The organism is Nitriliruptor sp. (genome assembly GCF_040882075.1).
In the GTDB taxonomy this organism is placed as follows: Bacteria; Actinomycetota; Nitriliruptoria; order Nitriliruptorales; family Nitriliruptoraceae; genus Nitriliruptor.
The window spans coordinates 6140-32180 of the sequence record NZ_JBBEBZ010000072.1; the positions used below are offsets into that span (position 1 = coordinate 6140).

The window sequence follows — 26041 nt, forward strand, 5'->3', positions numbered from 1 at the left end:
TCCACGGGCCGCGCGTCGAGCGCCATCGAGACGGCCGCACCGAAACCGAGGTCACGGTCGGCGACCAGCACGCGGTCCTCGCCGAGCGCGGCCTGGAGGACCGCCCGCGTGTCGTCGTTCGAACCGTTGTCGACGGCCACCACCTCGAGGTGCGGGTGGGTCTGGGCCGCGAGCGCGGTGAGCGTGCCGGCGAGCCAGGGACCACCGTCGTGGGCCACGAGGACGGCGAGCACCGGCGTCGACGACGGCGTGCGCGCCGACGTCGCGGCGGCCGCGTCCTCCGCCGGAGCGGCGGGCGGGACCTGCGACGCGTCGGCGTCGCTGAGCGGTGGCTCGGGAACCGGCACCGGGGCGCGATCCTCCTCGCGGGAGCACGGGTCGCGGCACGGCGGTCCGCGACCCGGCTGGAGGCGTCGGGGGGCCGTGCGAGGGGTGGGAGGGACCGGTGGCGAGGGGTCCGCGGACCGGTCCACGGGCGGCGGGACCGTACCACGTCGGGGCTGCCCGCCCCGTGGCGTCAGGGGAGGCGGCGAGCGCCGGAGAGCGGCCGCGCGATCCGGCGATCGGTCGTCCGCGCTCCCTACGGGGTGTGTGATGACCTGTCAGGCGGTGACGCGGGTCGGCCTCAGGCGGTGAAACGCTTGGCCCGGCGCCGCTCGCGCTCGGACAGCCCGCCCCAGATGCCGAAGCGCTCGTCGTTCGTGAGCGCGTAGTCGAGGCACTCGCCCCGCACCGGGCAGACGCCGCAGATGCGCTTCGCCGCCCGCGTGGAGCCGCCCTTCTCGGGGAAGAAGGCCTCCGGGTCGGCATCGAGGCACTTGGCCTCGAGCATCCAGGTGCGCTCGTCCGCTGCATCGAAGGCCAACTTCGTCGACAGCTCCGCGATGATCGCTCCCACCAACCGCTCCTTGAGCTCCGGGGTGCTGCCGTGCTCGACAGCGGTGGAACTACACGGTTGGCATCCTCGGCCCATCTCGAGCCCACGTCAAGCGGTATCTCCCACGGGTTGTGGTCGGGACGGCCGACGACCCCCACCGGTGGGGGTCGCGGTGGGGCTGGCGTGGGGTCGGCGGACCGGTCAGACCAGGTCCTCGAGCGCGGCGCGTAGGCGCAGGAGCCCGTCGCGGAGCCGGGACTTGGCGGTGCCCTCGGGGATACCGAGCACCCGGGCCACGTCGCGGTAGGTGTGGCCGCCGAAGTAGGCCAGCTCGACCGCCTCACGCTGCCGGTCGGTCAGCTCGGCCAGGGCACGCCGGACCTGCCAGTGGTCGAGCCGCACCTGCACCTCGTCGACGACGTGGTCGAAGGGCCGCACCTCGTCGCGACGCGTCACCCGCTCGTCACGGTCGCGGGAGGCCTGCTCGCTGCGCACCCGGTCGACGGCCCGGCGGTGCGCCAACGTGGTGATCCATCCCGACGCCGTGCCGCGCTCGGCATCGAACCGTGCCGCCCTCCGCCACACCTCGACGAGGACCTCCTGGGTGACCTCCTCGGCCATCGAGCGGTCACGGAGGACACGCAACGCGACGCCGAGCACCTGGGGTGTGACGCGGTCGTAGAGCGCCGCGAACGCGTCGGTGTCACCGCCCGCTGCGGCGACGAGCAGGTGCTCGCTGGTCGCGCTGGCGACGTCCGCGGCTCGCGCCACGGAGCTCGCATCGAGCAGGTACAGGGGGGCGGTGGCCACGACGCGCTCCGTTGAGGTCCGGTGGGGGAACCCAACCATGCTGTCTAGGTTTCGTCAAGCTCTCTGTTCAGGTTCGGCCGAGGTTCCGCGCGCTCCCCGTTCAGGTGCGGGCGGAAACGCGGCCGTACAACGTGGTGCGCTCGGCCACCGGGCGGCCGGCGGCGGTCGCCACCGCGCGGAGCGACTCCGGCGTCTGCGCGATGCCGTGGTCCGCGCCGGCCATGCGCGAGATGGTCTCCTCCATCAGCGTCCCGCCGAGGTCGTTACAGCCCCCGGCCAGCAGCGTGGCGGCTCGATCCAGACCGAGCTTGACCCACGACAGCTGCACGTTGTCGATGACACCCTGCAGCAGGAGCCGCGCGACGGCGTGGACGCGACGGGAGTCCTCGAAGGAGGCGCCCGGACGGGCCACGCCCGCCAGGTAGATCGGCGCGAGCTGGTGCACGAACGGCAACGGCACGAACTCGGTGAAGCCGCCGGTGCGCTCCTGGATCGTCCGCAGCAGCTTGATGTGGGCGACCCAGTGCCGGGGCTCGTCGACGTGGCCGTACATCATCGTCGAGGAGGAGGGGATCGCCAGCTCGTGGGCGGTCGTCACCACCTCGATCCACTGGTCCGCGGGCAGCTTGCCCTTGGTCAGCACCCAACGGACCTCGTCGTCCAGGATCTCGGCCGCGGTCCCGGGGATCGAACCGAGGCCGCGGCGCTTGGCCTCCTCGAGCCACTCCCGCACCGAGATACCGAGCCGGGTCGCGCCGTTGACGATCTCCATCGGGCTGAAGGCGTGCACGTGGACACCTGGCGCGCGCGCCAGGACCGCGTCGATGACGTCGAAGTAGTAGTCGCCGGGCAGGTCGGGGTGGATCCCACCCTGCAGGCACACCTCGGTCGCGCCGAGATCGACGGCCTCCGCGACCCGGGCGCCGATCTCGGTCAGCGACAGGTTGTAGGCGTCCGGGTCGTCGCGTCGCTGGGCGAAGGCGCAGAACCGGCAGCCGGTGTAACAGATGTTGGTGAAGTTGAGGTTCCGGTTCACCACGTAGGTGACCGTGTCCCCCACCCGGTCGGCGCGGACCTCGTCCGCGGCGGTGGCCAGGGCCTCGAGCTCCACCCCTGTGGTCTCGAGCAGCAGCAGGGCGTCGCGATCGTCGAGCACCAGCCCGCGCTGCGCCCGCGCGAGCGCCGCCGTGACCTCCGGACGGATGGCGCTGCGGGCGGGCCCCTCGACCCGCGGCGCGTTCGCGGCCAACACCCCGTCCGCGATCGTGTGCAGGTCGCCGTACACGGCCCGGTGCAGATCGTCCTCGGCCTGCGCCGACCGGGCGTTGCGTCCGTCCGCCGCCGAGCCGCCGGCCTCGTCACCCGACACCACCGCGGCCATCGCCTCGGTGAACGTCGTCTCCTCCACCTCCGGGTCCTGCCACGGCTGACCGACCGGGCGCACGTCCGGTCGCGCGAGCCCGTCGGGGCCCGCGAGGGCCGCCACCGGCGCACGCATCCGTCCGGCCAGCCACGGGTCCGGTTCGCGCGCCCACTCGGGGTAGATCGGCAGACGAGGGGTCAACTCGAAGCCGTGGTCCGAGGTACGTCGCGCCAACTCGTCGAGGTGGGGCCACGGCGCCTCGGGGTTGACGTGGTCGGGGGTGACCGGGGAGATGCCGCCCCAGTCATCGATGCCGGCCCGGAGGATGTCGCCGTACGTGCCGGGCGACAGGTTCGGCGGTGCCTGCACGTGGACGGTGGGGCCGAGCACGACCCGCGCGGTGGCCACCGAGGCCAGCAGATCCTCGAAGCTCGGTTCGGGGTGGGCCTTCATCGCGGTGTCCGGCTTGGCCCGGAAGTTCTGGACGATCACCTCCTGCAGGTGCCCGTACCGACGGTGCGTGGCACGGAGCGCGAGCAGCGTGTCGGCGCGCTCGGGGAGGGTCTCGCCGATGCCGAGCAGCAGGCCGGACGTGAACGGCACCGACAGGCGTCCGGCGTCCTCGAGGGTGCGCAGGCGCACCTCGGGGTCCTTGTCGGGCGAGTTCCAGTGGGCGTTGCCCTTCTCGAGCAGTCGCCTCGAGGTCGTCTCGAGCATGAGCCCCATCGACGCCGAGACCGGCTTCAGGGTCGCCAGCTCGGTCCAGGACATCACGCCGGGGTTGAGGTGCGGCAGCAGCCCGGTCGCCTCGATCACCTGGATGGCCACGGCGCGCACGTAGGCGAGCGTCGTGTCGTAGCCACGCGCGTCCAACCAGTCCCGGGCGGCGGGGTAGCGCAGCTCCGGCTTGTCCCCCAGCGTGAACAGGACCTCGGTGCAGCCCGCATCCTGGCCACGCCGGGCGATGTCGACGACCTTGTCGGGCGACAAGAAGGCGGGCACGTCGCCCTTCGGTGGCCACGCGAACGTGCAGTACCCACAGGTGTCGCGGCACAGGTGGGTGAGCGGGACGAAGACCTTCCGTGAGTAGGTGATCCGTCGCACGCCGTCCGCGGTCCGGCCCCACCCCGCGGGACGGTCCGCCGAACCCTCGGCGTACCAGGGGGCGCGGTCGCGGACACCCGACGCGATGGCCAGCAGCCGGTCGAGGTCACCCTGCCGGCAGGTCAGCAGGGACGCGATCTCGTCCCGCGTGAGGGTCCGGCCCTCCTCCGCGCGGTGCAGCGCACGCGGCCGCAGCCGCGCCAGCACCTCGGGGCCGGGCGCGAGCCCATCCGGGGATCCGGCGACGCTGGTGGTCCCCTCCGGTCGCTCGCTCATCGATGCTCCTCCGAGGTGCCGCCCCGAGCTCCGACAGCGCGGCGTGACCTGGTGCGTACCCGACCCGGGCGCCGGGCGCCAACCGGGCCCCGCCAGCCTCCCCGCCGAGCTCGCGCCGATCGGACCGTCAGGGCAACGCCCGGACGGCGGCGACGACGTCCTCCTCGGAGACGAGGACCAGGTCCGCTGCGGGCCCGAGCGGGACGTAGCTGTCGTGGGCCCGGACGCTGCGGAGCGGACCGTGGACGTCGGCTTCCGCGAGGTGGGCGACCACGGCGTCGGCGATGCCTCCGCCGGTGGCCCGGCACTCGTCGACGACCACGACCGCGCCGCACGCGGCAGCGTGTCGCTCGAGCGCTGCGGTCGGCAACGGGTTCAACCACCGCAGATCGAGGACGCGGCACCGGATGCGGTCGTCCGCCAGCTGACGCGCGGCCCGGAGCGACAGCCGGACGCCGTTGCCGTAGGTGACGAGGAGCACGTCGTCCGCGTCCGGGTGGTGGACGCCGACCTCACCGGGCAGCAGCACCTCGCTCGGGTCGGGGTAGCGGGTGGTCCACCCGTCGTCGCCCGCCTCGTACAGGTCGCGTTCGGCGTACAGGGCGATCGGCTCGAGGAAGGCGACGACCCGTCCGTGGGCGGCAGCGAGGGCGAGGCTGCCCCGCAGCATGCGGGCGGCATCGTCACCCCGCGACGGGACGGCGAGGACCAGCCCCGGGATGTCCCGGAGCGCCCCGATGGAGTCGTCGTTGTGGAAGTGGCCCCCGAAGCCACGCTGGTAGGCCAGGCCGGCGATCCGCACCACCATGGGTGTGCGGAACCGGCCGTCCGAGAAGAACGAGGTGGAGCAGGCCTCGCCGCGCAGCTGGTCGAGGGCGTTGTGCAGGTAGGCGAGGTACTGGATCTCCGGGACGGGGAGCTGGCCGAGCAGCCCCGCACCCTGCGCGAGCCCGAGGACGGTGGTCTCGTCGAGCAGGGTGTCGAAGACCCGTGCCGGTCCGAAGCGCTCCTGGAGGCCGCGCGTCACGCCGTACACGCCGCCCTTGCGACCGACGTCCTCGCCGAAGACGGTCACCTCGGGCCGCCGCAGCAGCTCGTCGTGGAGGGCGGCGTTGATGTGTGCGCCCAGGGTCCGTCGCGCGGGGGCGGTGGCCTCCTCGGGCAGCGAGCCCCCGAAGCTGTCGGCGCGCGTCGCGGGGTCGACCGGCTGGCCCACGGCGGCACGGGTCGCCACCTCGTCGTCCGGCGCGAGCGGCGCGACCACCTCGGCGACCGTCGTCAGCCGCGGTGCTGCGACGGCCGGCGGGGTGAGTTCAGCCACGCGCGCCCGGACCGTGGCCACCACCTCGCGCAGCTGCGCCGGGGTCGCGGCGCCCGTGGCCACCAGCTGCCTCGCGGTGCGCACGATGGGGTCGCGCCCCTCGGCGGCCTCGACCTGTGCCAGGCTCCGGTAGGCGAGCTCGACGTCGCTGCCAGCGTGGCCCCACAGGCGGACGGTCTCGAGGTGGAGCAGGACCGGCACGCGCCGGTCACGACACCGGTCGATGGCGGTACCGGTCGCCTCCCAGACGTCGGTCAGTTCGCCGGCGGCTCGCACGTAGTGGAGCCCCGGCAGCCCGCCGAAGGTCTCCGCGATCCAGCGCGGTGGGGTGTCGACCGAGATGCCGATCCCGTTGTCCTCGCAGACGAACAGGATCGGGACCGGGTTCCCACGCCGCCGCGCCCAGCGAGCCGCGTTGATCCCCGCGAGCGCGCTGGCGTGGTTGATCGAGGCATCACCGAAGGAGCACGCCACGATGCTGTCGTCCGGGATCGGTAGCTCCACGCCGACCCTGGCGGCCCGTCCGATGGTGACCGCGGCGCCGACGGCCTTGGGCAGGTGCGACGCGATCGTCGAGGTCTGGGGCACCACCCACCCCTCGGCGCTGCCCCAGACCTTGTGGCGGCCTCCGGAGGCGGGGTCCTGCGACGAGGCGGTGAGGCTCAGCAGGGTGTCGCGGACGACGTCGGCACCGGGGATCCGACGGCTGCGCGCGGCCATGAACCCGCCCGACCGGTAGTGCAGGAAGCACGGATCGGTGACCCGGAGCCGCGCGCCGAGCACCGCGTCGTCCTCGTGACCGGCGCTCGCGATCGTGTAGTGGCCGTGGCCCTCGGCCTTCAGCCGCCGTGCCGCGACGTCGAGCGCGCGCGAGGTGACCTGATCGGCGAACAGCTCGAGCGCCTGACCCGCCGTGAGCTCGCTGGCCGCGACCAGACGCTCCCCCGGGTCGAGCGCCCGGGGAGCCGGATCGACCGGTCCCGTCGGATCGGCGATGGCCGCCTCCAACGCGGCCTCGACGGCTGCGACGCGATCGAGCGACACGCGACCACCTCCTCCGACCGGGCACCGTAGGCGTGGCGGGCGCGTCCCGGCGGGACCGACGCGGGCCGTAGGGTTCGCGGGCGGAGCGATCGAGGGCGAACCCCGGACGGTGGAGTGACGAGGAGCGGTGTGGTGTACGCGGTGCTGGCGGGCGGGGTCGGAGCGGCGCGGTTCCTGCGTGGCCTCACGCGCGTCGTACCCGCCGACGAGGTCGTGGCCATCGTCAACGTCGGCGACGATCTGACGCGCTTCGGCTTGAGGATCTGCCCCGACCTCGACTCGATCACCTACTGGCTCGGCGGCGTGGTCCACCCAGACCAGCAGTGGGGGCGGGCCGACGAGACGCACGTGGTCGCCGACGAGCTCGCCCGCTTCGGCCACGACCCGTGGTTCACGCTCGGGGACCGCGATCTCGGGGTCCACCTGCACCGCAGCGCACGCCTCGCGGAGGGTGTCCCGCTGTCGGTGGTCACCGACGAGGTCCGACGTGCCTTCGGTGTCGAGGTGCAGCTCCTGCCGGCGACCGACGATCCGGTCGAGACCCGCGTCCACACCACCGACGGTCGGGACCTGCACTTCCAGGAGTACTGGGTGCGTGAACGGGGCGAACCGGAGGTCGGGTCGGTGACGCTGTCCGGCGCGAGCCGGGCGACCGCCGGGCCCGGCGTCGTCGAGGCCCTGCTCGACGCGGACGCGGTGATCGTCGCCCCGTCGAACCCGGTCGTCTCGGTGGGCACGCTCCTGGCGGTGCCGGGCGTGCTGGAGGCCGTCCACCAGACCCCGGCGCCCGTCGTCGGCGTCTCGCCGATCGTCGGTGGTGCGGTCGTCCGTGGGATGGCACACCGGCTCCTGCCCGCCGTCGGCGCCGAGGTGTCGGCCGCCGGGGTCGCCCGCCACTACGGCGCACGTGCCGCCGGGGGCATCCTCGACGGTTGGGTGCTCGACCGACGCGACGAACGCGAGGTCGAGGAGGTACGCGCCCTCGGGATCGGGGCCCGCTCGGTCGACACGATGATGGACGACCCGGACGTCGCCGCTGCGCTCGCACGCACGTGCCTGGACCTCGCCGCGGAGCTCGCGGCGGATCAGGAGCCGACGTGAGCGGCCCGTCGACCCCTCCGAGGCGCCACCTCGAGGCGATCGCACTGCCGACCCCGGTGCGCTTCACCGAGGGTGACGACCTGGTCACGGCGATCGCGGACGCGGCGGACGCCGCCGGGGTCGAGCTCCGCGACGGCGACGTCATCTGCGTCGCGTCGAAGGTGGTGAGCCTCGTCGAGGGGGCGCTCGTCGACCTGCCGGACGCGGACGACCCGCGCGCGGCGCGCCGCGAGCTCGCTCGCCGCGAGGCGGTGCGCATCGTGGCCGACACGCCCGGTGTGCTCGTGATCGAGACCCGGCACGGCTTCGTCTCCGCCAACGGTGGGATCGACGCCTCGAACGTCGCGGACGACGACGGCCCGGCCCGAGCCCTGCTCCTGCCGATCGACCCCGACGCGTCCGCGGACAGGCTCCGCGGACAGCTGACCGCGCGCTTCGGCGTCGAACTCGGCGTGATCGTCACCGACACCTTCGGTCGCCCCTGGCGTCTCGGACAGACCGAGGTCGCGCTCGGCGTCGCCGGGACGGCTGCGCTGCGGGACGAACGCGGCAGCACCGACCTCGACGGCGCCGTCCTCGAGGTCACCGAGGCGGCGATCGCCGACGAGGTCGCCGGCATCGCCGACCTCGTGCGGTCCAAGGCCAGCGGGACACCGTTCGTGGTGGTCCGCGGGCTGGACCCGGACGTCCCGCACGGCACCGGACGGGACCTCGTGCGGCCGCCCGAGCAGGACCTGTTCCGGTCCGGCGGCCCGACGGCCGCGGAGTCCGCGGTCGGTGCTCGCCGGACGGTCCGCCGCTTCGATCCCGACCGGCCGGTCCCACCCACGGCCCTGCGTGCCGCGGTCGCGGCCGCTGCCACGGCCCCCGCCCCCCACCACACGCGTCCGTGGCGGTTCCTACGGCTGCGGCCGGAGACGCGGACCCGGTTGCTCGACGCGATGGCCGAACGGTGGCGCGCGGACCTCGCCGGGGACGGGCTCGACGGTGACCGCATCGAACGGCGGATCACACGGTCGGATGCGGTGCTCCGCGTCGCTCCCGAGCTGCTGCTCCCCGGGGTCGTGCTCGACGGCGCTCACCACTACCCGGATGAGCGACGCGCCGCGGCCGAGCGGGACCTGTTCCTGCTGTCGGGAGGCGCCGCGCTGCAGAACCTGCAGGTCGTCCTGGCCGCGCACGGGCTCGGTAGCGCGTGGATCTCCTCGACCGTCTTCTGCGTCGACACGGTGCGCGCGGAGCTCGCCCTGCCCGACACCTGGGTGCCGACCGGCATGCTCGCCGTCGGCTACCCGGCCACCTCGCCACCACCCCGTGAGCCGGTCGACACCGACCACCTGCTGGTCGAACGCTGAGGCACGACCTCGCCGCCGGACCCGCCCGCCGACGGGTGCCGACGGGTGCCGGGCCAGCCGTCGGTACGCTGCCGCCTCCCGTGTGTGCACCAACGATGAGGTCTCCCCGTGGCTGAGCGCGAACGTCTGACCAACAAGGAACGCCGCGCGGCGTCCCGTGATGAGCGCAAGCGCAAGGAAGCCGAGGCCGCCCAGAAGGCCAAGAAGGCCCAGCTGCGCAACGGCGCCATCACGGTCGTGGTCGTCGCCCTGGTCGGTCTGCTGGCCTTCCAGGCCTTCCGCCCCGACCCCCGCAACCTCGACGAGGCCATCCTGGTCAGCGCCGAAGCTGCGGAGGAGGCCCAGGCCGCTGCCGGCTGCGAGGTCATCGTCGAACGTGAACCGCTGCCGGACCGGTTCCACTTCGAGGCCGCCGCCGCGCCGGAAGCGGACGCGATCTACACCGACGTGCGGCCGACCCACTCGGGCCCGCACAACGTGCAGGTCACCCCGGTCGCTCCGGACGGGTACTCGCGCCCGATCGACGAGCGGTCGAGCACCCACAACCTCGAGCACGGGGCGATCATCGTCTGGCACGCCGAGGACGGCGACGTCGACGGTGGCCAGATCGACGACTGGGCCGCGACCCTGAACGCCAACGGCTTCGGGAACCGCTCGGAGCTGTCCGGCGCGGCGGTCCTGTCCGCGCCGTACGGCGGCGAGATCACCTCGGGCAAGCCGGTCGCGTTCCGCGCCTGGGGCACCGCGATGGACTGCGACACCTTCGACGAGGACGTCGCCAACGCGTTCGTCGCCCGCAACTTCGGCACCCGCGGGATCGGCCCGGAACGGACCTTCGCGCCCTACCCGGAGGAGGCCCTCGACTTCAGCGACGCCGAGGTGGACGACACCACCGAGGAGGAGGCCCCGATCGAGGGCGACGAGCCGGACACCGCCTCCAAGGACGAGCTCGAGGACGAGGTCGGCGAGGAGAGCGTCGAGGACGCCACCGACGAGCTCGAGTCCGAGGACGACACCGACAGCTGACCCGTCCGCGTCACCCGGGACCCCGCCGCAGGTCGGCGGGGTCCCGTGCGTCTCAGCGAGGACGCCCCCCGCCAGCGACCCCCGGTGCGCGACCGCGGATGCGCCGCCACCACGTGGCGACCCACGGTCGCCACCGGAACGGTCCGAACCAGCGCGCGACCACGTCGGTCGCGGCCACGGGAGCACGCTGGTCGAGCTCGTCGCGCCGCGCCCGGGCGGCACGCCAGCCGCGGATCGTCCTCCGCAGGGCCGGGAGCCACGCCGACGGGACGCTCAACGCCAGCTCGGCCCACTTCAGCACCGTCGTGACCACGACCAGCGGAGACGAGCGGCCGAGCGTGCGCCAGCGGTCGTGCGTGGCGAGCACCAGCAACCGGTTCGCCGCGTTGAGCTCCTCGACGAACGCGCTCCGACGCGGTCCCGCGCCGCCCCGTTCGTGGGTGGCGAGCGCGCGCGGTTCGTACCGGCACGTCCACCCGAAGCGCTGCAGGCGCCACGCGAGGTCGACGTCCTCGAAGTAGGCGAACAGCTCCCCGGTCAGGATCGACCCGTCCCGCCAGCGCACCTGCTCCAGCGCGGTCGAGCGGTACAGGGCGCACGCACCGGTCACGCCGAACACCTCCCCCGCCTCCCGGGCGGAGCTCGCGACGGGTCGCCCCTCGTCCCGGTCGCGGAAGAGCCTGGCGCGGGTCGCCTCGACACCCGTCGAGTCCAACACCTCGGTGCCGTCGGGGCCGACCTGCGACCGTACGAGCTGACCCTGCACGGCAGCGCAGGCCGGGTCGCTCGCGAGCACGGCGACGAGCCGTTCGAGGTGGTCGGGCGCCGGGATCGCGTCGACGTTGACCAGCCACACCGCATCCGCCGGGCGGGCCGCGGCCAGACCGTCGTGCACACCCCCCGAGAAGCCCCGGTTGCTCGGGTTGGCGACGATCGTCAGCGGGTGCCGCCGGTCCCGGGATGCGGCCGCCCGGAGCACCTCGAGGCTGCCGTCCCCGGAGGCGTTCTCGACGACGACGACCTCGAACTGCGGGTGGCGCTGCGCCTCGAGCGCCTCGAGACAGGCGGCGAGCTGGTCGACCTGCCGCCAGCTCACGACGATCGCGGCCACCCGTCGGACGGGCACCGCCACGTCGGCGGTCGGAGCCTGGGGATCAGGCACCGCTACGGCGGCGACGTTCGATGCGGGCGAGCGGGATCGGTCCGGTCGTGGTCGCGTCACCGAGGCGACGGACGGGACCCTCGGTGACGGCGGCGGAACCCCCGAGGTCGACCAGACCAGCGCCACCCGGGGCGGGCCGGATCGCGAAGCGCGCGGCGTCCGCGGACACCGCCCAGGTCTCGCGGGCCGTGGCGTCGGTGATCGACACCGAGATCGTGTAGTGACCGGCGAGGAGCCGGGCCGCGAACCGGACGTCGACGGTCGCCTCCTGCTCGACGCCGAGCGGCCCGATGCCGATCCCCTGCCAGGTGGTGTGCAGCTCGTAAAGGTGGGTGCCGTCACCACGCGTGACCGTGATCCCGAGCCCGCAGGTCTCGATCTCCTCGAGGGCGCGGATCCGCACCCGGAGCGTCATGCCGCTCGAGGGGGCGGCCTCGAGCACCGGCGATCCGTCGGCGTCGAGGAGGGTGGCCTCCTCGACCCGCACGCGGCGGGAGGTCCGCGACGCGACCGTGGGCGCGCTGGCCGACGCGACGCGCTGGCGGTACAGCTCGACGCCCTCGCTGACGTTGCCGTCGAACGCGACGCGACCTCGGTCGAGCACGATGGTCCGGTCGCACATCTCGCGGACGGCGTCGAGGTCGTGGCTGACGAGGACGAAGGTCTTGCCCTCCTCCCGGAAGCGCTTCATGCGGTCCAGGCTCCGCTTCTGGAACTCGGCGTCCCCGACGGCGAGCACCTCGTCGACGAGGAGGATGTCGGGATCGACGGTCACCGCGATCGCGAAGCCGAGCCGCACGTAGAGCCCCGAGGAGTAGGTACGCACCGCGGTGTCCAACAGCGGCCGGATACCGGCGACGTCGACGATCTCGTCGAAGCGTTCATCGATCTCGGACCGCGACAGGCCGAGGATGGCGCCGTTGAGGTAGATGTTCTCGCGACCGGACAGATCACCGTGGAACCCCGCCCCGAGCTCGAGCAGCGACGCGACCCGGCCGTTGGTGATCGCGACCCCCTCGTCGGGCGGCAGGATCCGGGCGAGGATCTTGAGCAGGGTCGACTTCCCGCTGCCGTTGTGGCCGATCACGGCCAGGGATTCCCCGTGGTTGACCGTGAACGACACGTCCTCGAGGGCGTTGAAGTCGGTGAAGCTGGAGCGTCGCATGCGGGCGAGGCGTTCCTTGAGCCCGCTCGGGCGTTCGTGGAACAGCCGGAAGGTCTCGGTGACCCCGTCGACCACGATGGCGGGCCGCGAGGGGTCGACCGCACCGGCGAAGCGTTCACGGATGCCGGCGACCGCGGGAGGTGGCCGGAGGCGCGGGTCACGATCGGGCACGTCAGACCTCCTTGGCGAAGGTCCGCGCGCGACGCAGGAAGACGACGTACCCGACGATCAGCGCACCGAGCGCCCACAGGACCATCACCGCGACGTTCCCGAGCGACGGCCAGGTCGGCAGCATGCTCACCACCGGGTGGGCCGCGTCCGACGACGACACGACGACCGCACCGTAGAGCGGCGTGCGGAAGGCCTCGACGAACCACGTCATCGGGTTGATGAGCAGGATGGTGCCGACCCACGACAGGGGGTCGCCGGCGAGTTCCGCCTCGACGAGGGCCATCGGGTAGAGCACCGGCGTCGCGTAGAACCAGACCAGGTAGAGGACGACGAACAGCTCCTGGAGGTCGCGGAACACCACGTTGACGCCGGCGAGCAGCATGGCGACACCGGAGGTGAACACGGTGAGCAACGCGATCGCCAGCAACGTCGCCGGCAGGTGGACCAGCAGCCCCCAGCCACGGGTCGCGATCAGGTAGGGGCTGACCACGAGCAGCGCGAGCAGGAGGTGGGCGAGCTGGCTGAGCACGTGGGACAGCGGCAGCACCTCGCGCGGGAAGTAGACCTTCTTGACGAGGTCACCGTTGCCGACCACCGAGTGGATGGCACCCTGGCAGGAGTTCTGGAAGAACTGCCACAGCAGGTACCCGGCGAGGAAGAACGCCGCGAAGTCGTCCACGGGGACGCGCACGATGCGGGTGAAGACGATGCTGAACACCACCGTCATCAGCGCGGGCGTCAGCATCGACCACAGGAACCCGAGACTCGAGTTCTTGTAGCGGACCTTCAGCTCCTTGCGCACGAGCTGCCCGAGCAGCTCGCGGGCGCGCCAGAGCTCCCCGAGCTTCCTGCTCGAGGTGCGGAGGGCACCACGCCCTGCGGCGGCACCCGTCAGCGGTGCGTCCACCGCCACCTGCCGCTCCTGTCCCGCTCGCCGACAGCCACCCTCAGGTGACACCCGGGATGCGCGCCCCGTCGGGGACGGCGTCGCCGGGTTCCACCGCGACCCCGTCGCCGAGGACGACGTCGCGGCCGAGGACGGTACCCGACGCCACGCGCGCACCCGGGCCGGCCAGGAGGCCGTGCGCGACCACCCCGTCGCCGAGCACGACGTCGGTACCGAGGACGCTGTCGCGCACCACAGCCTCGGCGGAGACCACGCTCCGATCGCTGAGGACGACGTAGGGACCGACGGTGGCGCCGGCCGCGACGTGCGCGCCGGGACGCACGAGCACCGGCCCGATCAGGGTGGCGCCGGATGCGACGTCGGCGCCCGGTGCCACCCGGACACCGTCGCCCCGGTCGGTGATCGCGTCGAGCGGCGGCCACGCCAGCCGCCCGTCGAGCGCCAGTCGGTGTCCGGCCAGGTACCGGTCCGGCGTGCCGAGATCGGCCCAGACGGCGTCGCTGACGTGGCCCTCGACGTGTCCGCCCGCCTCGACCAGGCCGGGGAAGACCTGGCGCTCGAACGACAGCCGCCCCTCGGGGAAGCGCTCCAACGCGGCCGGTTCGAGCACGTAGGTCCCCGCGTTGACCGCGTCCTGGCCCGGGAGCGTGCCGGGCGCCGGCTTCTCGACGAACGCGGTGATGCGCGAGCCATCGCGGACGCAGACCCCGAAGCTCGAGGTGTCGTCGACGCGGGTCAGGACGATCGTCGCATCAGCCTCGGCGGCGGCGTGCGCCGCGATCGCCTCGCGCAGCGGGACGTCGGTGAGGATGTCGCCGTTCAGCACCAGGAACGTGCCGGAGACGCGATCGAGCGCCGATCGGACCCCGCCCGCGGTGTCCAGCGGTCCGGGCTCGGGGACGGTCTCGATCGCGATGCCGAGCCGCTCCGCTCCGGGTCGCAGGACCTCGAAGGGGGTCGGGTCCGCGCCCACCACCAGCAGGACGCGTTCGACACCGACGGCGGCGAGCCGCTCGATCACCCCGGCCAGGAACGGCACGCCGCAGAACGGCAGCAGCGGCTTCGGGGTCGTCGCGGTGAGCGGTCGGAGCCGGGTGCCGGCGCCGCCGGCCACGATGCAGGCCTCACGGACGGTCACGGGAACTCCAGGGTCGCGGTGCGGTGGGACGCGAGCGGCTCACTCGGCGGTGGTGCTGCGACCTCGCCCGACGGTGCGCTCGGCGAGGTAGGTCACCGCGACCCAGGCAGCCAGGGCGACCCGCGTGAGCGGCCGGAGAGCTCGGGCGGGCGCACCGTAGCGACGGCTCACGAACCGGTCGAGACCGCGGGCGTGCCACACCAGCGAGCGCCACCGACGAGCACCGGTCGAGGCACCGACGCGGTGGACGACCTCGGTCACCGGGTCGTAGCGCACCCGCCACCCCGCGTCCCCGAGCCGGGCGGCGAGGTCGACGTCCTCGAGGTAGAGCGGGTAGCCGGGATCGAACCCGTCGACCGCGTCGAAGGTCGTCCGCCGGACCGCCAGCGCGCAGCCCGAGACCCACCCGACGTCGCGTGCCGCGGCGGGGTCGGTGTCGGTCTGGCGGTAGCGGACCGACCACCGGTTGGCCGGGGCGACCCACCGGAGCAGCGCGTGCATGACGGCGGTCGCCGGGTCGGGCAGGGCGCGTGCCGACGCCTGACGGCGACCGTCCGGGTAGGTGACGCGGGGCCCGACGAGAGCGATCCGGTCACCCGCCGACACGGCTACCGCGAGCGCAGCAGGTCCGCCCGGGGCGAACCGCACGTCCGCGTTGGCGACGACCACCACGTCGCTGGTCGTGGCCCGGACGCCGGCGTTGGCGCCCCGTCCGAACCCGGCGTTCGCGAGCTCCAGCACCCGGACGTGCGGGTGGGCGACGCGGACCGCGTCCGCGGTGCCATCGGTGGAACCCGTATCGACGACGACGATCGGCAGGTCGATGGGCAGCGTCTCCAGACACCCGAGCACCTCGTCGCGGGTCTGATGGGTGACCACCACCACGGCGACGGAGGGTTCGGTCACGACGGCGCCGAGGTCGCGGACTCGCCGAGATCACCGAGCTCACCGAGCTCACCGAGCAGCCGCGTCAGACCGTCGCGCCAGTCGGGCAGCGGGGGGACCCCCGCGAGCCGCGCGTGCCGCGTGCCGAGCACGGACCACGCCGGGCGCGGCGCGGGTCGGTCCAGCTCGGAGGACGGCTGGGGGGTCAGATCCACCTCGAGCCCCGCCAGCTCGAAGGCTGCAGCAGCCAGGTCGTACCACGACGCCCGTCCGGCGTTGACGACGTGGTAGGTCCCGGCCCGCCCCGCGACGGCGAGGTGGCGCAGGGCCGGCGCGAGGTCAGCGGTGAAGGTCGGGGAGCCCACCTGGTCGTCCACGACCGTGGCCGTCCCACGTTCTCGGCCGATCCGGAGCATGGTGGCCACGAAGTTGGACCCGTGCGCACCGGCGAGCCAGGCCGTGCGCACGATCACGTGGTCGGGCAGCGTGTCGCGCACGAGCTGCTCGCCCGCCACCTTGCTGCGTCCGTACACGCTGCGGGGTGCGACCGGGTCGGTCTCCTCCCAGGGGCGGGGCGACCCCGTCCCGTCGAGCGGGGCGCTCCCGTCGAAGACGTAGTCGGTGGAGAGGTGCACGAGCGTCGCACCGACGTCACGGCACACCCGCGCCAACCACCACGGGCCGAGCGCGTTGACCGCGTGCGCCCGGTCCGGGTCGGCCTCGCAGCCGTCGACGTCGGTCCACGCCGCGGTGTTGCACACGACGTGGGGACGCAGCTCGCGGACGGCCGCGTGGACCGACGCCTCGTCGCTGACGTCGAGCTCGGCGTGGGACAGCGCCGTGACCTCGTCCGCGTCGCAGACCTCGACGAGGTCGCTGGCGAGCTGGCCCCCAGCCCCGGTGACGAGGAGTCGCACGGTCACCGACCTCCGCTCGGGGACGTCCCACGCCGGGCGGAGAGACCGCCATCCTTCAGCGGTCGCCACCACGCCTCGTTCGCGCGGTACCAAGCGACCGTCGCATCGAGCGCCTCGTCGAGGTCGGACGCGGGGTGCCACCCGAGCGCTGCGACCTTGGAGGTGTCGATCGCGTACCGCCGGTCGTGCCCGGGTCGATCCGCGACGTGCTCGATCATGTCCTCACCGTGGCCGAGCCGGTCGAGCAGGCGACCCGTGAGAGCACGGTTGGTCAGCTCGTTGCCAGCGCCGACGTTGTAGACCTCGCCCGGCACGCCCTCGGTCAGCACGAGCCACTGCGCGACCACGTTGTCCAGCACGTAGGTCCAGTCCCGGACGTTGCCGCCGTCGCCGTACAGGGGGACCTTCCGCCCATCGAGCAGGTTGGTCACGAACAGCGGGATCATCTTCTCGGGGAGGTGGAAGGGCCCGAAGTTGTTCGCCGAGCGCGTCACCGTGATGGGGTAGCCGTAGGTCACGCCGTACGAGCGGGCCAGGAGGTCGGCGGCCGCCTTGGACGCCGCGTACGGGGAGTTCGGCTCGAGCGCATCGCCCTCGCCGAAGCGGCCCGGCGCCTCGACGGAGCCGTACACCTCGTCGGTCGAGATGTGCAGCACGCGGTCGACCTCGGCCCGGCGGCAGGCGTCGAACACCACGCCGGCGCCGGTCACGTTCGTGCGCAGGAACGCCGCCGGATCGTCGATCGACCGGTCCACGTGGGACTCCGCAGCGAAGTGGACGACCGCGTCCGCATCCGCGACCAGTTCGCCGACCAACGCGGGATCGCACACGTCCCCTCGCACGAACCGGTACCGCGGGTGGTCCTCGACGTCCGCCAGGGAGGCGAGGTTCCCGGCGTAGGTCAGGGCGTCGAGGTTGGTGAGGCGCACGTCGGGCTGGTTGGTCAGGACCCATCGCGCGAAGTTCGAGCCGATGAACCCCGCCCCACCGGTGACGAGCAGGCGCATCACGAGCCCTCCGCGAGCTCGACGTCGCTGTGATCGCCGAGCAGCAGCCGGTGCGCGGACGGACGCCGGGTCCCCCGAACGACACGTACGTCACGACCGAGCAGTGACCCCTCGAGCCGGCGCACGTCCCGCAGGTGACAGCCCGGCATGAGCACGCTGAACTCCACCTCGGAACGTTCGACGACGCAACCTCGGTCGATGGAGGTGAACGGACCGACGTAGCTGTCCACGATCCGTGTGCCCGCCGCGATGACGGCGGGTCCGCGCACGACCGAACCCGCGACCACGGCGCCGGCCTCGATCACGACCTCACCGGTGATGGTCGACGCCGCATCGACCTCACCCTCGACGCGCCGGATCACGGTGCTGAGCACCACCCGGTTCGCATCGAGCAGCTCGTCCTTCTTCCCGGTGTCGAGCCACCAACCGGAGACCTGCGACGCACGTACCGGCAGGCCGTCGTCGACCAGCCGCTGGATGGCGTCGGTGATCTCGAGCTCGCCCCGCGCCGACGGGACGATGCGGCGCGACGCGTCGACGATCGCCGAGGTGAACAGGTAGACCCCGACGAGCGCGAGGTCCGACGGTGGGTCCGCGGGCTTCTCCACGAGCCGCTCGATGGTCCCATCGGCGCCCAGCACGGCGACGCCGAAGCGGTCCGGGTCGGGCACGCGCTTGAGCAGCAGCTGCGCAGCGGGACGGTCGCGTTCGAAGGCGGCCACCAGGTCACCGAGACCGCCCTCGATGAGGTTGTCGCCGAGGAACATCACGAAGTCGTCGTCACCGAGGAAGTCCGCGGCCGTCAGGACCGCGTGAGCCAGGCCGAGCGGTGCCTCTTGGCGCAGGTAGGTCACCTGGAGCCCGAAGGCAGACCCGTCCCCGACCGCGGCCTCGATGTCGGCCGCGGTGTCGCCGACGACGATGCCGACGTCCACCACCCCGGCGTCCCGCAGCTGTTCGAGCCCGTAGAACAGGATCGGCTTGTTGGCGACCGGGACCAACTGCTTGGCCGAGGTGAAGGTGATCGGGCGCAGTCGCGTGCCCGACCCGCCGGCGAGCACGAGGCCCTTCACGGGGTCCCCTGCCCCGTCGAGTTCGTCGAGCCGTCGGTCCCCCCGGCGTCGGCGCCCACCGCGACGATGACGTCGGTGCCCTCGGGCACCTCGGCGCCCGTCGGGAGGTTGCGCAACGGGGCCCCGAGCAGCGCCGCGACGTGCTCGGCCTGCTGCAGCCGCCCGGGGCGTGCGTAGACGACCGTCGTCGTCCCCACCCGGAGGAAGGTGGGCGCCGATGACCAGGTGCTCACGTCGTAGTTGGCGTAGACGAGGGTGGGTCCGAGCACGTTGCCGGCCGCCCGTCGGTTGTCACCGGGAACCATGGCCACGGCGACGTCGGCCGCATCGTCCCGCGTGGCGGTCTCCGGCAGTGGCTCGCCCGACGCGATGGCGTCAGCCAGCGCGCGGGCGCCGGGCTCGTAGGGCAGCACGTAGAAGCCACCGGGCAGTCCCGGGCTCGACGGCAGCTCGACGCTGTAGGACGGGAAGGTCGTCATCGGCACCCCGGCCGCCACGCTCTCGCGCAGGTCGGTGGCGAGGTACCGCATCTCTTGGACCCCGAGCCGCTCGTCGGTGGTGAGGTGGGAGGTGATGTCCTCCACCAGCCGCAGCAGCTGCGCGGGGTTGGTCAGGTTGCCGGTCTCGGTCAGCTCCCCGAGGACCGCCCGGATGAAGCTCTGCTGGCGGGCGATGCGGGCGTAGTCCGACCCGATCCGTGAGCGCACGTACGACAGGGCCTCGACGGCGTTCATCTCGTAGGTACCGGGTTCGGTGAACTCCGCACCGGACTTGCGGTCGACGAGCGGTTCCTCGAGCTCGATGGTCACGCCGCCGAGCGTCTCGACGACGTCGATGAAGCCGCCGAGCGAGACCTGAGCGTAGTGGTTGACCGGCAGCCCGTAGGTGCGGCCGAGCGCTTCGACCACGCGCTCCGGGCCGCCAGCGAACTGGTCGGTCAGCTTGCCCTGACCCCCGTCGTCGCGACGGACGATGAGGTCGCGTGGGATCGAGATGATCGCCACCTGCGACCGGTCGGCGCTGACCCGCACGTACATCATGGTGTCGCTGCGTTGTCCGCCGAACTCCTCGTCGGATCCGAGGGTGAGCTCGCGCTGCTCCTCGCGCGACAACCCCGACCGATCGTCGGATCCGACGAGCAGGAAGTGACGGGCGTCCGACGGTGATCCGGTGGTCTCGAGCGAATCCACCGGGACGCGTGTGAGGTTGGCCTCCGCCTCGCGGTAGACCAGGTAGGCCGTGGTGCCAGCACCGGCGATCGCCACGAGCGACAGGACGCCGAGCGCGACGAGCAGACGACGCAGCGTGCGGTGCGCGACACCACCCGCGACGGTCGGTCCCCACGGTCCGGGGTCGCCTCCCATGAGCACGGTCAGGCCTCCGATCCGTCGGGCGCACCCGAGTCCAGGTCGGCCCCACCGATCACCTGGACGGTGACGGGTTCACCCTCGAAGCTCGGAGCCCGGTCGGTCGGCACCAGCTCGGCGTCACCGAGCTCGGCGGCGAGGAGCACCGCCGCGGCCTCGGCAGCCGGATCGGTGGCTTCGAACCGGACCTGCGTGCGTTCCACGTCGAAGCTCGCGGCGTTCTCCGTGCCGACGACGCGGACGCCGAGCGCCGCGAGCTGGGTCTCGAGCGAGGCCGCGTAGCCCGCCGTGCCGGTCCCGTTCTGGACCGACACGGTCGCGGCGGCCAGCAAGGCGGCGGCGTCGTCCTCATCGGTCTTCGTCGGCACCCCACCCTCCCGGAGCAGCGCGAAGCGGGTCGCCGCCTGCTCGGGGAGGACCACGAGCTGCCCGCTGTCGGGGTTCGTGACAGCGGGCAGGGTGACGACCGCGACGTCCCCGACCGCGGCCAACCGCTCACCGAGGGGCAGCAGCGCGGCGCCGCGCAGGTTGGCATCCGTCGTGACGTCGTCGCCGATGAGTTCGATCGCGGATCGCGTCGCGAACGGCGAGGTGATCAGGGAGGCCGGATCGATGGTCGCACCGAGCGCACCGAGGACCGACGCGATCTCGAGCGTCGCGGCCGCGACGTCGGGTGATGGCGCACCGGTCGCGGTGAAGGCGGCGATCGTTGCCTCGACGTCCGCTCGGCCGACGGTGCGGCAGGTGTCGTCGCAGATCTCGACGGGGCCGAGGAGGTCGACCAACCGCGGGAGCGCGTCGGTCGCCGCCGTCACGACGTGGTCGACGTCGACCTCGCTGTAATCGACGACGGTGCGGAGCAGCAGGTCGACGCCCCCGTCGGCGTGCACCTGGCCGAGCGGCATCGGCGCCTCGCCCTCGACGGTGACCGGGAGCTCGGGCGGCAGCAGGATCACGGCCGCGTCACGATCCCGCACGCCCCCCACCTGGACGAGCGCGACGGGGCCCGCGAGCTCGGGTCCGGTCCCGGCCGCTTCGGCAGCGTCATCGCCGTCCGCGGTCGGCGCGGTGAGGGCGACGAGCACCGTGGTGGTCCCCGGCGGCGAGGTCGCACCGCCGGCGCCGAGCGCGCCGTCACCGGTGGCAGCCAGCGATGGCAGCTCGGTGCCACCGAGCTGTGCCCAGGCGTAGGTCCACAGCAGCCCGGCGGTGAGCGCGAGCACGACCAGCGCGGCCAGGAGCGCCGCGAGGACCCACACGACGATCCGGACCCCCTGACGTCGCGTGGAACGTCGGGAGGTCGAGAACGTCAGCGATCGGGAGCCGGTCACGGCGCGTTTGCACCTCGGGGCGTGGGCGTCCCGGTCCTACAGCCCGCCGGTGGGCGGCGGCGGCTGCGCGCCGGAGAGGTCGGCGCGCGACGGGGCACGGAAGCCGCCACGGTAGCATCGAGGGTCGCGCGCACGGTCGGTGACGACCCTCGGTGACCGCCCCGCGAGCTGCCCTCGGACCCCCGACCCGGCGAGGAACACGTGCAGCTGGTCCCTCCTCCCGACCCCGCTGCCGTACCGACCGACGTCGCGTCGGGGTTGCGGTCGGCCACCGACCAGCTCGGTTTCCGCCCCGCCGTCACCGTCCTACGCCCGTCGCGCCGCGACGAGCAGGGCGTGGCGACGCTGGCCCAGTGGGCGGCCAAGGGGGCGCACCTGCTCGAGGCGGATCTGGGGCTCGGACCCGGGAACCGGCTGCGGGTGGACGTGCCGGCGGGGTGGACGCTCGCCGCCGTGTGTCTGGCCGCCTGGTGGGCCGGGATCGCGGTCGTGCTCGATGGTGACGCCGAGGTGGCCGTCGTCGAGGAGGGTCGCCCCGCTCCGGCGTCCGCCACCGACGTGCTGTGGACCGGGCCCGCGGTCGACGGAGCACCTCTCGCCACGACCGGGGGCGAACCGTGGGCGGTCGCGGTGCAGGCGTTCCCCGACGCCCCACCGCCTCCTCGCGCCGGTGCCGAGCTGATCGCGCTCGTCGACGGTCCCCGGCGGTTCGACCAGCGTGAGCTGCTCGCCGACGCTGCCGCGCTCGGCGACCGACGCGGCACGCTCGGCGTGGACGCCGCCACCGTCACCGGGACGCGCGCGGTCCTGGCCGTCGCGGCACGACCCATCGCCGTCCGCCGCCCCACCGTCGTGCTCGCGGGCACGGACCGCGACGCAGCCGCCAGCGACCGCGTCACCACCTGGCTCGACTAGCGCGAGGCCAGCTGCTCGGGGCTGAGCGCGTACAGGTCGTCAGCACCGGCCGTCACCGCGCCGGCCAGACCGGCGACCTGCGGCAGCAGCTGTTCGGCGTAGAACCGGGCCGTGACGATCTTGGCCTCGAGGAAGTCGTCGTCCCACACGTGGGTCGCACCCGAACCGTCGCCCGCGCCGGCGTCGAGCTGTTCGCGCGCGGCCTTCGCGCCCGTCGCCAGCAGCCAGCCGCCGACCACGGTCGCGAAGATCCGCAGGTACGGCGTGGCCCCCGCGAACACGTCGTTCGGCTGCTCGCGGTGCTCGAAGATCCAGTCCGTGACCTGCTCGAGCTGCTGGACGGCGTCCCGCAGGTGCGAGGCGATCGACGACAGGCTCTCGGGCAGCTCGTCGGGGAAGGTCGCCAGGTCCGCGAGGAACGACTTGACGAAGGCGCCGCCGTCGTAGGGGAGCTTGCGGCCGACCAGGTCGAGCGCCTGGATGCCGTTGGTGCCCTCGTAGATCGGCGCGATGCGGGCGTCGCGGTAGTGCTGGGCGACGCCGGTCTCCTCGACGTAACCCATCCCACCGTGGATCTGCAGCGCCAGCGAGGTCAGCTCGACGCCGAGGTCCGTGCACCAGGCCTTCGACAGCGGGGTGAGCAGGTCGGCGAGCTTCTGCTGCTGCTCGCGAACCACCGGGTCGGCGCTGGCGTGCGCGAGGTCGAGCGCGTGGCCGTTGAGGTAGCACAGGGCCCGCATCGCCTCGATGTACGCCTTCTGGGTGAGCAGCATGCGGCGGACGTCGGCGTGTTCGATGATCGGTGACTGCTCGCCCGGTTCCGAGGTCGGGCCACGGCCCTGGCGGCGCTCCTGGGAGTAGGCCAGCGCCTGCTGGTAGGCGCGCTCGGCGATGGCCAGCCCCTGGATACCGACGCCGAGCCGTGCGTCGTTCATCATCGTGAACATGCCGCGCATGCCGGTGTTCGGCTCACCGACGAGGTAGCCGATCGCGCCGTCACCGTCGTCGCCGTACGCCATGACACAGGTCGGCGATGCGTGGATGCCGAGCTTGTGCTCGACCGAGACGACCTTGACGTCGTTGCGCTCGCCGAGCGAGCCGTCCTCGTTCACGAGGAACTTCGGGACGATGAACAGCGAGATCCCCTTGGTGCCGGGAGGCGCGTCGGGGAGCCGGGCCAGCACGAGGTGGATGATGTTGTCGGTGAGCTGGTGCTCGCCGAAGGTGATGTAGATCTTCTGGCCGGTGATCGCGTAGGTCCCGTCGTCGTTCGGGACCGCCTTGGTGGTCACCGCGCCGACGTCCGAACCGGCCTGCGGCTCGGTCAGGTTCATCGTCCCCGACCACTCGCCGGTGACCATCTTCGGCAGGTAGGTCTGCTGCTGCTCGTCGGACCCGTGGTGGGTGAGCAGGTAGACCGCACCGGTGGTCAGCAGCGGGCCGAGCGAGAACGCGAGGTTGGCCGAGTTGATGGTCTCCTTGACCGCGTTGGCGACCACCAGCGGGAAGCCGCCACCGCCGAACTCGGTCGGGTGCTGGAGCGTGCCCCACCCCGCCTCGACGTACTGGTCGTAGACCCGCTTGAACGAGCCCGGGAGGATCACCTCGTCGCCCTCGACACGAGCGCCTTCCGTGTCGCCGTCGCGGTTGGTCGGCGCGATCGCCTGGGACGAGAACCGGCCGGCCTCCTCGAGCAGCCCGTACACGAGATCGGGATCCGCGTGCGAGTACGCGTCGAGCGCGGTGAGCTCCGCGAGCGGCGTCACGTGCTCGAGCACGAAGCGGATGTCACGGACTGGGGCGGTGTAATCGGTCATATGGCCGAGCGTACCGAACGCCCACGGACGGCTCCGGTGGCAACACTAGGCTCGGGCGACCGAACTGCCCGTGCGACGCCGGGGCAGCGACCGACGCAGGGGGGCGACGTGACGCAACGTCGTCGCCACCTCGGCGTGAGAGTGCCCGGGCCCCTGCTGGCCATCGGTCGCACCCTCGGGCTGCCCGTCGCCGAGGTGCGTGGGTACTGGGCCCAGGAAGCTCGGAGCATCCGGGCCGGCACGGTGGCGCTCAGCATCGGCCTCGCGGCCACGCTCGTGGCGGGGCTCGTGCTCGGGTCCGCACGGGGACCGCTCGAGCGCTTCCCCGGCCTCCTCGTGCTCATCCCGGCCGCCATCGGCGTCCGCGGGGCGATCTTCGGGGCTCTGACCGCGCGGCTCGGCACCGGCATGATGACGGGTCAGTTCACGCCGGAGCTGCGACGTGAGAGTTTCCTCGGTCGCCAGCTCGAGAGCGCCACGTACCTGAGCGTGGCCACGGCCCTGCTGATCGCGGTGGTCGCCTGGGTCGCCAGCGCGATGCTCGGCCTGCCGTCGATCGACCTGCTCCAGCTGACCACCGTGTCCCTCGTCGGCGCGATCGTCTCCTCGGTGGTCATGGCAGGTGCTGCGGTGGTGCTCACCCGTCAGGCGGACCGCCGGGGGTGGGACGTCGACGACGTCGGCGCGCCGATGATCACCGCCGCCGGCGACCTCGTCGGTCTGCCCGCGCTCATCGGTGCGACGCTGCTGCTCCACCTCCCGGTGGTGCCGATCCTGCTCGGTGTCCTCGGCATCCTGGCGGGGGTCGGCGCGATCGTGGCGGGGTGGCGCCACGCCGATGGGCACACGCGTCGGATCATCCGCGAGTCGCTCGTCGTGCTGACCATCGCCACGGTGGTCAGCGTGCTGGCGGGTACCGTCCTCGAGACGCGCGCAGAGCAGCTGCTCGCCCTCCCGGCCGTCCTCGTCCTGATCCCGCCGTTCATCGCCAACTGCGGGTCGCTCGGCGGCATCCTCTCGAGCCGGCTCGCGAGCAAGCTGCACATCGGGTCGGTGGAGCCGCGCCGGTTCCCCGGCCGAGCTGCACGCCTGGACTTCTCCCTCACCGGGCTGCTCGCGCTGGTCGGCTTCACGGGCGTCGGCATCATCGGGTGGGCTGGCGCGGTGCTGGCGGGGTTGGCCCCGGGTCCGCCCTGGCAGCTGCTGGCCGTCGCCGGGCTCGCCGGCCTGTTCGCCACCGCTCTCATCCTGGTCGTGGCGTACGCCGCGGCCGTGACCTCGTTCCGCTACGGCCTGGACCCCGACAACCACGGGATCCCGATCGTGACCGCTGCGATGGACCTGCTCGGCATCCTGTGCCTGGTCGGCGCCATCGCCATCCTGCAGGTGGGTTGACATTGATGAAACGACGTGGGGCTGGCCAGGACCGTCGGACGGTCAAGGATCTACTCGTCGGCGCGAAGGACGCGGCCGAGCTGATGGTCGACCTCGCCTACGCGGCGATCTTCTTCGGTGACGAAGCGATCGCGCGGGAGGTCCTGCGGCTCGAGGACATCGTCGACGAGACCCTCGTCGAACTGCGTGCGGTGTGCATGATCGCGACGCGGACCTTCGAGGACGCCGACCAGCTCGCCGGTGTGCTGTCGATGGCGGTCTCGATCGAGGGCATCGCGGACGCGGCTGAGGACATCGCCCGGGTCGTGCTCAAGGATCTCGGCATCCCGACCGAGCTGCGCGACGACCTCCGTCACGCCACCGAGGTCACCGCCCGGGTGAAGATCCGCGAGGACAACCAGCTCGAGTCCGCGTCGCTGCGCGAGCTCGAGCTGCCAGCCCGCACGGGGATGTGGGTCATCGCCATCCGGCGGGACGTCGACTGGATGTACGGGCCGGCTCCCGACGACGTGCT

Annotated in this window: 22 protein-coding genes; 6 read left to right on the forward strand and 16 right to left on the reverse strand. The window is 72.9% G+C overall.

All coding sequences use genetic code 11. The features are described from left to right. The 5 genes from WEB03_RS03550 to WEB03_RS03570 all read right to left on the reverse strand — a co-directional run. Positions 1 to 347 (reverse strand): glycosyltransferase family 2 protein (locus tag WEB03_RS03550; RefSeq protein WP_368069595.1); only part of this gene is annotated, 347 nt, incomplete at its 3' end. 278 nt (positions 348 to 625) lie between these two features. Continuing rightward, on the reverse strand, positions 626 to 832 hold the full coding sequence (locus tag WEB03_RS03555) for a WhiB family transcriptional regulator (RefSeq protein WP_368069614.1): 207 nt from the start codon (positions 830 to 832) through the stop codon (positions 626 to 628). 246 nt (positions 833 to 1078) lie between these two features. Further along, positions 1079 to 1687, reverse strand: a complete 609-nt coding sequence (gene sigK / locus WEB03_RS03560; protein WP_368069596.1) for an ECF RNA polymerase sigma factor SigK — start codon at positions 1685 to 1687, stop codon at positions 1079 to 1081. A 100-nt stretch (positions 1688 to 1787) separates the two neighbouring features. Then, positions 1788 to 4430 carry a bifunctional FO biosynthesis protein CofGH gene (locus WEB03_RS03565; RefSeq protein WP_368069597.1) on the reverse strand — a complete coding sequence of 881 codons (2643 nt, stop codon included), beginning with the start codon at positions 4428 to 4430 and terminating at the stop codon, positions 1788 to 1790. Positions 4431 to 4557: 127 nt separating this feature from the next. Continuing rightward, positions 4558 to 6795 (reverse strand): thiamine pyrophosphate-dependent enzyme, encoded by a 2238-nt coding sequence (locus WEB03_RS03570; protein ID WP_368069598.1) that lies wholly within the window; start codon positions 6793 to 6795, stop codon positions 4558 to 4560. A gap of 129 nt (positions 6796 to 6924) precedes the next feature. On the opposite strand from WEB03_RS03570, the gene cofD reads away from it, so the two are divergent. The 3 genes from cofD to WEB03_RS03585 all read left to right on the forward strand — a co-directional run bounded on the left by cofD (position 6925) and on the right by WEB03_RS03585 (position 10277). Beyond that, entirely contained in the window at positions 6925 to 7896 is a 972-nt protein-coding gene (gene cofD / locus WEB03_RS03575; RefSeq protein WP_368069599.1) for a 2-phospho-L-lactate transferase, read from the forward strand. Further along, positions 7893 to 9251: a coenzyme F420-0:L-glutamate ligase gene (locus WEB03_RS03580; protein ID WP_368069600.1), complete on the forward strand. Its 1359-nt coding sequence runs from the start codon at positions 7893 to 7895 to the stop codon at positions 9249 to 9251. Before cofD ends, WEB03_RS03580 begins: the two co-directional genes overlap by 4 nt. Before the next feature lie 108 nt (positions 9252 to 9359). Beyond that, the gene (locus WEB03_RS03585) at positions 9360 to 10277 is read left to right on the forward strand and encodes a DUF3105 domain-containing protein (RefSeq protein WP_368069601.1); all 918 of its coding nucleotides are present in this window, start codon (positions 9360 to 9362) and stop codon (positions 10275 to 10277) included. Between the two features lie 52 nt (positions 10278 to 10329). Here the strand turns inward: WEB03_RS03585 and WEB03_RS03590 are convergent, their stop codons facing one another. Genes WEB03_RS03590 through WEB03_RS03635 form a run of 10 tightly spaced genes read right to left on the reverse strand, consistent with a single transcriptional unit; the run spans position 10330 to position 21400 of the window. Then, positions 10330 to 11439 (reverse strand): glycosyltransferase family 2 protein, encoded by a 1110-nt coding sequence (locus WEB03_RS03590; protein ID WP_368069602.1) that lies wholly within the window; start codon positions 11437 to 11439, stop codon positions 10330 to 10332. Beyond that, positions 11432 to 12775: an ABC transporter ATP-binding protein gene (locus tag WEB03_RS03595; protein WP_368069603.1), complete on the reverse strand. Its 1344-nt coding sequence runs from the start codon at positions 12773 to 12775 to the stop codon at positions 11432 to 11434. The genes WEB03_RS03590 and WEB03_RS03595 overlap by 8 nt, the downstream gene beginning before the upstream one ends. 1 nt (position 12776) lies before the next feature. Then, a complete protein-coding gene (locus tag WEB03_RS03600) occupies positions 12777 to 13688 on the reverse strand; it encodes an ABC transporter permease (protein WP_368069604.1) in 912 nt (303 codons plus the stop codon). A 34-nt stretch (positions 13689 to 13722) separates the two neighbouring features. Continuing rightward, a complete protein-coding gene (locus WEB03_RS03605) occupies positions 13723 to 14820 on the reverse strand; it encodes a sugar phosphate nucleotidyltransferase (protein WP_368069605.1) in 1098 nt (365 codons plus the stop codon). 39 nt (positions 14821 to 14859) lie between these two features. Next, positions 14860 to 15726, reverse strand: coding sequence for a glycosyltransferase family 2 protein (locus WEB03_RS03610; RefSeq protein WP_368069606.1), 867 nt, complete (start codon positions 15724 to 15726; stop codon positions 14860 to 14862). Next, a complete protein-coding gene (gene rfbD / locus WEB03_RS03615) occupies positions 15723 to 16628 on the reverse strand; it encodes a dTDP-4-dehydrorhamnose reductase (RefSeq protein ID WP_368069607.1) in 906 nt (301 codons plus the stop codon). Before rfbD ends, WEB03_RS03610 begins: the two co-directional genes overlap by 4 nt. Continuing rightward, positions 16625 to 17629, reverse strand: coding sequence for a dTDP-glucose 4,6-dehydratase (rfbB, locus tag WEB03_RS03620; RefSeq protein ID WP_368069615.1), 1005 nt, complete (start codon positions 17627 to 17629; stop codon positions 16625 to 16627). Before rfbB ends, rfbD begins: the two co-directional genes overlap by 4 nt. Then, on the reverse strand, positions 17629 to 18702 hold the full coding sequence (locus tag WEB03_RS03625; protein ID WP_368069608.1) for a glucose-1-phosphate thymidylyltransferase: 1074 nt from the start codon (positions 18700 to 18702) through the stop codon (positions 17629 to 17631). The genes rfbB and WEB03_RS03625 overlap by 1 nt, the downstream gene beginning before the upstream one ends. Then, positions 18699 to 20066, reverse strand: a complete 1368-nt coding sequence (locus WEB03_RS03630) for an LCP family protein (protein WP_368069616.1) — start codon at positions 20064 to 20066, stop codon at positions 18699 to 18701. Before WEB03_RS03630 ends, WEB03_RS03625 begins: the two co-directional genes overlap by 4 nt. Before the next feature lie 8 nt (positions 20067 to 20074). Then, entirely contained in the window at positions 20075 to 21400 is a 1326-nt protein-coding gene (locus WEB03_RS03635) for an LCP family protein (protein WP_368069609.1), read from the reverse strand. Positions 21401 to 21601: 201 nt separating this feature from the next. Between WEB03_RS03635 and WEB03_RS03640 the strand changes: the two genes are divergently transcribed. After that, positions 21602 to 22315 (forward strand): hypothetical protein, encoded by a 714-nt coding sequence (locus WEB03_RS03640; protein ID WP_368069610.1) that lies wholly within the window; start codon positions 21602 to 21604, stop codon positions 22313 to 22315. Here the strand turns inward: WEB03_RS03640 and WEB03_RS03645 are convergent. Further along, a complete protein-coding gene (locus WEB03_RS03645) occupies positions 22312 to 24132 on the reverse strand; it encodes an acyl-CoA dehydrogenase (RefSeq protein WP_368069611.1) in 1821 nt (606 codons plus the stop codon). The two genes, WEB03_RS03640 and WEB03_RS03645, sit on opposite strands and share 4 nt — an antisense overlap. Positions 24133 to 24273: 141 nt before the next feature. On the opposite strand from WEB03_RS03645, the gene WEB03_RS03650 reads away from it, so the two are divergent. Both WEB03_RS03650 and WEB03_RS03655 read left to right on the forward strand, forming a co-directional pair. Continuing rightward, positions 24274 to 25527, forward strand: a complete 1254-nt coding sequence (locus WEB03_RS03650; protein WP_368069612.1) for a magnesium transporter — start codon at positions 24274 to 24276, stop codon at positions 25525 to 25527. Between the two features lie 5 nt (positions 25528 to 25532). Further along, on the forward strand, positions 25533 to 26041 hold a 509-nt coding region (locus tag WEB03_RS03655), incomplete at its 3' end, for a potassium channel family protein (RefSeq protein WP_368069613.1).

Excerpts from the sequence above, each read along its gene's own strand:
- WEB03_RS03565 (WP_368069597.1), bottom strand. The coding sequence starts at position 4,430 with ATGAGCGAGCGACCGGAGGGGACCACCAGCGTCGCCGGATCCCCGGAT.
- WEB03_RS03555 (WP_368069614.1), bottom strand. The coding sequence starts at position 832 with ATGCTCGAGGCCAAGTGCCTCGATGCCGACCCGGAGGCCTTCTTCCCC.
- rfbB (WP_368069615.1), bottom strand. The coding sequence starts at position 17,629 with ATGCGCCTGCTCGTCACCGGTGGGGCGGGGTTCATCGGCTCGAACTTC.
- WEB03_RS03630 (WP_368069616.1), bottom strand. The coding sequence starts at position 20,066 with ATGGGAGGCGACCCCGGACCGTGGGGACCGACCGTCGCGGGTGGTGTC.
- WEB03_RS03645 (WP_368069611.1), bottom strand. The coding sequence starts at position 24,132 with ATGACCGATTACACCGCCCCAGTCCGTGACATCCGCTTCGTGCTCGAG.